The sequence below is a fragment of the Promicromonospora sp. NPDC060271 genome (assembly GCF_042726755.1).
In the GTDB taxonomy this organism is placed as follows: Bacteria; Actinomycetota; Actinomycetes; order Actinomycetales; family Cellulomonadaceae; genus Promicromonospora.
Genome location: NZ_JBHXBG010000230.1, coordinates 1 through 7,496, shown reverse-complemented (window position 1 = coordinate 7,496; position 7,496 = coordinate 1). Strand labels below are relative to the sequence as shown.

The 7,496-nt window shown below is 73.1% G+C and carries 5 protein-coding genes; 4 read left to right on the top strand and 1 reads right to left on the bottom strand.

Translation table 11 applies throughout. From position 1 onward, the window contains the following. Positions 1 to 59: 59 nt before the first annotated feature. Complete coding sequence (locus ACFWE2_RS23585; RefSeq protein ID WP_377226643.1) at positions 60 to 446, bottom strand: MarR family winged helix-turn-helix transcriptional regulator; 387 nt, start codon at positions 444 to 446, stop codon at positions 60 to 62. Between the two features lie 176 nt (positions 447 to 622). Here ACFWE2_RS23585 and ACFWE2_RS23580 point away from each other — a divergent pair, with 176 nt between their 5' ends. From ACFWE2_RS23580 to ACFWE2_RS23565, 4 genes are all read left to right on the top strand, one after another. Then, a complete protein-coding gene (locus ACFWE2_RS23580) occupies positions 623 to 2,947 on the top strand; it encodes an MMPL family transporter (RefSeq protein WP_377226642.1) in 2,325 nt (774 codons plus the stop codon). After that, entirely contained in the window at positions 2,944 to 3,948 is a 1,005-nt protein-coding gene (locus ACFWE2_RS23575) for an NAD-dependent epimerase/dehydratase family protein (RefSeq protein WP_377226641.1), read from the top strand. Before ACFWE2_RS23580 ends, ACFWE2_RS23575 begins: the two co-directional genes overlap by 4 nt. Before the next feature lie 80 nt (positions 3,949 to 4,028). Then, positions 4,029 to 5,195 (top strand): alpha/beta hydrolase, encoded by a 1,167-nt coding sequence (locus ACFWE2_RS23570; protein WP_377226640.1) that lies wholly within the window; start codon positions 4,029 to 4,031, stop codon positions 5,193 to 5,195. A gap of 29 nt (positions 5,196 to 5,224) precedes the next feature. After that, on the top strand, positions 5,225 to 7,496 hold a 2,272-nt coding region (locus ACFWE2_RS23565; protein WP_377226639.1), incomplete at its 3' end, for an MMPL family transporter.

Here is a 7,496-nt window from a genome sequence, read left to right as displayed (position 1 = left end):
GAGACAGGCCATCGGCAGGCCCGATGGCACGTCAGCCCGTCGGTCCGCGGGTGGGCTGCTCAGCCCGCCCGCGGCACCGGTGCCAGACCCAGGAGGACGCCGACGGCCTCGAACAGGACCTGACGCTGGTCCGTGGTCAGGACGCCGAGGAACTCTTCCTCTGCGTCGACGACCGCGGCCTGGGCCTTCGTGAGTGCCGCCTTCCCCTTCGGGGTCACCACGACTATGTGGCGACGGCGGTCGACGGGGCTCCGCTCACGTCGGGCGAAGCCCTGTCGCTCGAGCTCGTCGATGAGGTCGACCATCACGTTCGGGTCGATCCCCAGGGCCGTGCTCAGCTCACGCTGGGACAGGGTCGCGTCGACCATCAGCGTGGAGAGCACGTTGAAGTGCCTCGGCTTGATCCCCGTCGGCGCCAGTACCTGCTCGGCTGTCTCCATGGCCATCTCGCCCACCTTGATCAGGCGGTATCCGATGGTCTGTGACAGCGGCGTTCGTTCTGAGATTCCCACTGCCAACTCCTTTCTGCGGGCGTCGATGACCGCTGCCGTGAACATTGCGGAAATCCATACGTCCAACCTATGATCGACATATTCTACTGTAGGCGCCACGGAGGCCTTCAATGTTCAACCATATCGCTGCGCTAGCAACGCGGCGCCCACGCCTGCTCCTCGCCGTGGCGGGGACCCTCATCGCCCTGTGCGCGGTCCTCGGCAGCGGCGTGGAGAGCCGGCTCGGCGCGGGTGGCGTGACCGATCCCTCCGCCGAGTCGTCGCTGGTCGCCGCGGCCGTCGAGGAGCACGCCCCGCAGGCGGCTCCCGACGTCGTGCTGCTGGTCACGGCGCCGAAGGACGTGGCGTCGCCCGACGTCGCCGCGCCAGGCCTCCGCCTGACCGAGCGGCTGGCCGAGACCCCGGGCGTCGAGGGGGTCTCGTCGTACTGGCGCACGCCGGTCGGCGCGCTGCGCTCCGAGGACGGCCGGCATGCGATCGTCGCGGCCCGCGTGGCAGGCGACGAGCAGGCGGTCAACGAAGCGGTGGCGGACATCCAGGACCGGTTCGCCGGCGAGCGGGACGGGCTGGACGTGGCGGTCATCGGCCCGGGCGCCGTCTACGCGGAGCTCCAGGCGACGATCCGCGAGGACCTGGCCCGCGCGGAGCTGATCGTGCTGCCCATCACCCTCGTCATCCTGCTCGTCGTCTTCGGCGGCTTCCTCGCAGCGGGCCTGCCGCTCGCCGTCGGTCTCGCCTCCGTCATGGGCACCAACGCGGTCCTGATGGGCCTGACGCTGTTCACCGACGTCTCGGTCTTCTCGATCAACCTCACGACGGCCCTCGGCCTCGGCCTCGCCATCGACTACGCGCTGCTGGTGGTCCGGCGCTTCCGCGAGGAGCTGGTCGCCACCGACGACGTCGCGACGGCGGTGCACAACACCGTCGGCTCGGCCGGCCGGACCGTGCTCTACTCCGCCATCACCGTCGCGGCGGCGCTGTCGTCGCTCCTCATCTTCCCGCTGTACTTCCTCCGGTCGTTCGCCTACGCCGGCGTCGCGGTGGTGGCGCTGTCGGCGCTCGCCGCGCTGCTCGTGCTTCCAGCGGTGCTGACGCTCCTCGGTGACCGGCTCCGGCCCGGCCGTAGCCGGCTGTCGCGCCGCCGGAAGGCAGCGGCACCGCCGACGGCGCCCGCGACACCGGCGACGGCGACCGGCGGGCCGACCGTCGGCGCCTGGGCCTCGTGGACCCGGAGCGTCATGCGGCACCGGTGGGTGGTCGCCCTCACCGTCGGCGCCGGCCTCCTGATCCTGGCCCTCCCGTTCCGGGGCGTCGCCTTCGGCGAGGCGGACTTCCGGCAGCTCGCCGAGGACTCGCCGGTACGCGCGGCGCAGCAGCTCCTGCGGGACGAGTTCACCTCCGGCGGCGAGTCCATGGCCACCCTGATGCTCCCGGCCGGCAGCGACACCGACGACATCGACGCGGTGCGCGACGCCGTCCTGCGCATCGACGGCGTCGACGACGTCGAGCCGGTGCCCGGCACCGGAGCCTCCGTCTCGACGGTCGTCGGCGACCTCGTGGTACCGGCTCCCGGCGACCACCCGGTCCTGCTCACCGTGACGGCGGACGCCGACATCCCGCTGGCCAGTGCCCGTGCCCAGGAGATGGCGCGCGAGATCCGGGCCCTGCCGGAGGCCGAGAACTTCTCCGTCGGCGGACAGCCCGCGACGCTCGTCGACAGCCAGGACTCGATCGGGAGCCTGCTGCCCATCGCGCTCGCCATCGCCATCGGTTCGGCGCTCGTCATCGTCTTCCTCCTGACCGGCAGCGTCGTGCTGCCCCTGCAGGCGGTCCTCGCCAACGGGCTCAGCCTCACCGCGATGCTCGGCGCGATCGTGTGGGTGTTCCAGGACGGCAACCTCGCCGGCCTGCTCGGGTTCACACCCACCGGCTACATCGACACGACGGTCCCCGTGCTCATGGCGTGCGTCGCGTTCGGGCTCTCCATGGACTACGGCGTCTTCCTCCTCGCCCGGACCGTCGAGGAGCACCGGCGCACGGGCGACCTGCGGGAGGCCGTCGCCACCGCCATGCAGCGCACCGGAGGCGTCATCACGGCCGCCGCGCTCATCCTCGCCACCGTGCTCATCGCCATCGGCTCGTCCCGGATCGCCAACACGCAGATGCTCGGCTTCGGCGTGGCGCTGGCGGTCCTCGTGGACGCGACCGTCGTGCGCACCACCCTCGTCCCTGCCTTCATGGCCCTCACCGGGCGGTGGACGTGGTGGGCGCCCGGCCCGCTGCGCCGGCTGCACGCCCGTATCGGGTGGCACGAGGAGGGACCAGCTCCCGCCGTGGCACCCACTTCGGAGAACGGCACGGCGGCGCCCGGCACCACCCAGGAGCCCCCATCGGACCGGGTACCGGTCCTCGCCACCACCGCGGAGGAAAGATGACCGACCCAGTTCTCGTCACCGGCGCCACCGGACTCCTCGGCTCGTCGGTGGTGCGCCGGCTCGTCGAGCAGGACCGCCCCGTCACGGTGCTCGCCCGGGACGGCGAGCGCGCCGCGCGGCTCCTGCTGCCCGAGGTACGGGTGGTCGTCGGCGACACCGTCGACCCGGACGTCTGGGACAAGGTCCTGCCCGACGTCGGCTCGGTGGTGCACGCCGCCGCGTACTTCCGGGAGTACTACCTGCCCGGCGCCGACCCCCGGCTCCTGTACGAGACCAACGTGACGGCGCTGGGCCGCCTCCTGGCCGCGGCCGAGCGGCACGACATCCGCACCGTCGTGCACGTGAGCTCCACCGCGGCGCTCGCCAGGGGGGACGTGTCGGCACCCGCCGACGAGCAGTCGCCACCGCCCGCCGACGCCGTGAACGGGTACGCCGCGAGCAAGGTCGCGGCCGAGGCGGTCGTCCAGGCGCACGTGGCGCGCGGACGCCGCCCGTCGGTCCCGATGGTCCTGCCCGGCTGGATGTGGGGCCCTGGCGACAGCGGCCCGACGTCGTCGGGCCGGCTCTTCCTGTCGATCGCCCGGGGTGAGGTGCCCGTCCTGCCCGACGTCGGCAACAGCATGGTCGACGCACGTGACGTCGCCGAGGTCTGCGTCCGGGTGCTCGAGAGCGGGGTCAGCGGCCGCCGGTACGTCGCGGCCGGCAGGTGGGAGCGGCTGCGCGACGTCGCGGCGGTGATCGCGAGCGAGACGGGGCGCCGTGCCCCGCGCGCCCTGCCGGGCGGGCTCACGCTCGCCCTCGCGTCGGGCCTCGGCGCGGTCAACCGGCTGACGGGCCGCGAGGACGTCGCGAACCGGGCCGGGGCCGAGGTCCTCGTCCAGGGCGACAAGGCGCGCGTCAGCTCCGACCGGGTGCGGCAGGAACTGGGCGTCGAGTTCCGGCCGGCGGCGGACACCCTGCGCGACGAGGCCGACTGGTACCGGGCGGAGGGGCTCCTGTGAACCGATCGAACCGCATCCGCACGACGATGCCGGCGGACCCGCCGGCGGACCGTACCCGAGAGGTGAAGGAACCAGCACTGATGAGCACACCACATCGAGGTAGAACCCTGGCGCTCGCCGTGCTCGGCATCGCCGTCGTGGGCGCCGCCCTCGTCGGCCCGGCGGCGGCCGGCGCGCACGCGGAGAAGGACGCGCCGGCGGTCTCCGCCCCCGTGGCAGAGGTGGCGCTCCCCGCGGAGCCGGCGACCGAGACGGACGAGCCCGTGCTGGACGTCCCGTCGGGCGTCGTCGACGAGGCGGTCTCGTTCTCGGTCGTCAACCGCAACACGTCCGCGCTCGCGTGCCCGTCCGACGGCAAGACCTACACGATCCGCGGCCACCTCACCGGCCCGGCGACCATGCTCGGCGGCGGCGGGGCGGTCACGGTGTACGAGCACGGCATCGCCTCGGGCGAGTGGTACTGGCGGGTGCCCGTCGAGGGTTTCCACCACTCGTACGAGATGGCCGAACGAGGCCACGCCTCGCTCACCATCGACCGGCTCGGCTACGACTCCAGCGACCGGCCCGACGGGCGGCACATGTGCGTCGGCTCGCAGGCGGACATGCTGCACCAGATCATCGAGGCGCTGCGGTCCGGCGACTACGAGTGGGAGGGTGAGACGCCCGCGCCGAAGTTCACCGAGGTGACCACCCTCGGGCACTCCAACGGCGGGCAGGTCGCGCAGCTCGAGGCGATCTCGTACGGCGACGTGGACGGCCTGGTCGTCTCCGGCTGGGCCGACGGCGGGCTGACCGACGAGGCGACCGCCCGGTTCCAGGCGGCGCTCGGCTCCTGCCTGTCCGGCGGCACGCCCTCCGAGGAGCCGGACGACCCGTCCGGCTACGCCCTGTACGACCTGGGCCGGCGCGAGTTCGTCGAGGGCAACTTCGCGGACACCGACCCGGAGGTCGTCGAGTACAGCGCGGGGAAGCAGAACAAGCACCCGTGCGGCGACATGGTCTCCCAGCTCTCCGGCGTGATGGTCGACGCGGAGCGGCTGCGGGAGATCGACGTGCCCGTCCTGTTCCTCTACGGGGAGAACGACGCACGCGTACAGCTCGGCGGCGTGCACAAGACGTTGTTCGCCGGCGCACCGTCGACGACCCTGGTCGAGGTGCCCGACGCCGGCCACTACTTCGACCTTGCCCGCCGGCACGAGGTGGCTCTTGACGGGCTCGCCTCCTGGCTCGACGCGGAGAACCTCTGATGGAAAAGGCGCAGATGGAAGGCGCACAGATGGAACGGAACGACACGCTCGGCAGGCTCGGCGACGCCGTCACCCGGCGGCCCAGGCGGGTCCTGCTCATCGGTGCCCTGGTCCTCGTGGTCGCCGGGGTCCTCGCCGCCGGCACGCTCCCGCAGCTCCAGCTCGCCCGGTTCGAGACCCCCGGGTCGCCGGCCGTGCTCGCCCAGGAGGAGCTCGCGGGCCTCGGCAGCGGCCCGCCGAATGTCACCGTGCTGGTCACGGCACGCGACGGCGACGTCGACCAGCCCGACGTCGCCGCGGCGGCGGGCGAGGTCGAGGCGGCGCTCGACGCCGAGCCGGGCATCGAGGACGTCTTCTCCTACTGGTCGTCCGACGACTGGGAGGTGCTCCGCAGCGGCGACGGGAGCCAGGCGCTGATCGTCGCGCGGGCCGCGGGCGAGGCCACCGAGGCACGTGCGCTCGTGGGCGAGCTGTCGGCGCAGTGGTCCGGTGACCGCGGCCCCGTCACCGTCGCGTTCGGCGGGCAGGAGGAGGTGTTCCGCCAGGTCTCCGACGAGGCGCGGCGGGGCTTCGGTCTCGCCGAGGCGATCGTGCTGCCCGGCGTGTTCCTGCTGCTGGTCCTCGTGTTCCGCCGGGTCGTCCCGGCGGCGCTGATCCTGGCCCTCGGCATCGTCACGATCATCGGGTCGATGGGTGCGCTGCGGATCGTCGCGGCGCTGACGGACGTCTCGACGTTCGCGGCGAACCTCGTGCTCGTCATGGCGATAGCCCTGGGCGTCGACTACGGCCTGTTCATCATCGCCCGGCATGCGGAGGGACGGGCGGCGGGCCTCTCGCCCGCCCGCGCCGCTGCCGAGGCGGTGCGGGGCGCCGGTATGACGGTGCTCGTGAGCGGCGCGGCGGTGTCCGCCTCGCTGCTCGGCCTCCTGCTCCTCCCGTTCCCGTTCCTGCGGTCGTTCGCGTACGCCGGCGTGGCCGTCGTGCTGGTGGCGAGCCTGGGCGCCGTCGTCGTGCTGCCTGCCGTGCTGGCGCTGCTGGGGGAGCGGCTCGACCTGTCGCGTGCCGCCCTGCCGACCACACCGACCGGCTGGTTCGAGCGCGTGGCGCGGCGGACCATGCGGCGCCCCGTCGTGTACGTGGCGCTGGCCGGCGTGTTCGTGCTCGCCCTGGGGGCTCCGCTGCTCGGGCTGCGGGTCGGCCCGCCGGACGACCGGATCCTGCCCGCCGAGACGACCAGCCGCCAGGTCCAGGACGCCATCCGGGCCGACTTCGACAGCGAGGTGGCCGACAGCCTCTTCGCCCTCCCGAGCTCGGGCGAGGCCTGGCCGGCGGAGCAGTCGGCAAGCCTCGCCCAGGCGTTCTCCACGGTCGACGGCGTCGCCGAGGCGCACGGCGGCGGCGAGCGGTACGTCGACGGCGCGGCGGTCGGCCCGGCGCCCGAGACGTTCGCGGCGCCGGTGGTCGTCGTCCCGACGTCGGAGCGCCTGGACACCGACCCGTACGGGCTGGTCACCGACGTACGCGCCATCGCTGATACGTGGAACGCGGGTGCCGGCCAGGGTGCCCGGGCCGTCGTCGGCGGGTATCCCGCGGTGCTCGACGACTACCGCTCGGCGCTCGTCGAGCGGCTGCCGTGGGTGTTCGTCTTCGTCCTGGTGGTGAGCACGCTCGTGCTCATGCTGTCGGTGCGCAGCATCGTGCTGCCGCTCAAGGCGGCGGTGCTCAACCTGCTGAGCCTGTCGGTCCTCGGCGGGGTGCTCGTCTGGGTCTTCCAGGACGGCAACCTCAGCAGCCTGCTCGGGTTCACCGCCACCGGAACCCTTGACCTGTCCATCCCGATCCTCATGTTCTGCGTGACGTTCGGGCTCTCCATGGACTACGAGGTGCTGCTGCTGTCGCGCATCCTCCAGGAGCACGACGCCGGCCGCCGGCTCGAGGACTCCGTCGCGCGCGGCCTGCAGCTCTCGGCCCCGCTCGTCACGACGGCCGCAGGCATCCTCGCCCTGTCGTTCCTCGTGTACCTGTCGTCGGGGGTCGTCTACCTCAAGATGGTCGGCCTCGGCATGGCGCTCGTGGTCCTCATCGACGCGACGCTGGTACGGCTCGTGCTGCTCCCGGCGAGCGTGAAGCTCCTCGGGAGCGCGAACTGGTGGGCGCCGCGCTGGCTGCGGGCGCCCGAGGGACGCCAGGGGGTGCGGCCGCAGGCGGCGCCCGCGCCAGTGCGGGAGGAGACGCCGGTGCCGGTGAGGACGGCGGTGATCGCGGAGCCGGAGGAGCCGGAGGCGACCGCCATCGGCACCC

Coding starts and splice junctions, on each gene's coding strand:
- ACFWE2_RS23585 (WP_377226643.1), bottom strand. CDS start 446: ATGGCCATGGAGACAGCCGAGCAGGTACTGGCGCCGACGGGGATCAAG.
- ACFWE2_RS23580 (WP_377226642.1), top strand. CDS start 623: ATGTTCAACCATATCGCTGCGCTAGCAACGCGGCGCCCACGCCTGCTC.
- ACFWE2_RS23575 (WP_377226641.1), top strand. CDS start 2,944: ATGACCGACCCAGTTCTCGTCACCGGCGCCACCGGACTCCTCGGCTCG.
- ACFWE2_RS23570 (WP_377226640.1), top strand. CDS start 4,029: ATGAGCACACCACATCGAGGTAGAACCCTGGCGCTCGCCGTGCTCGGC.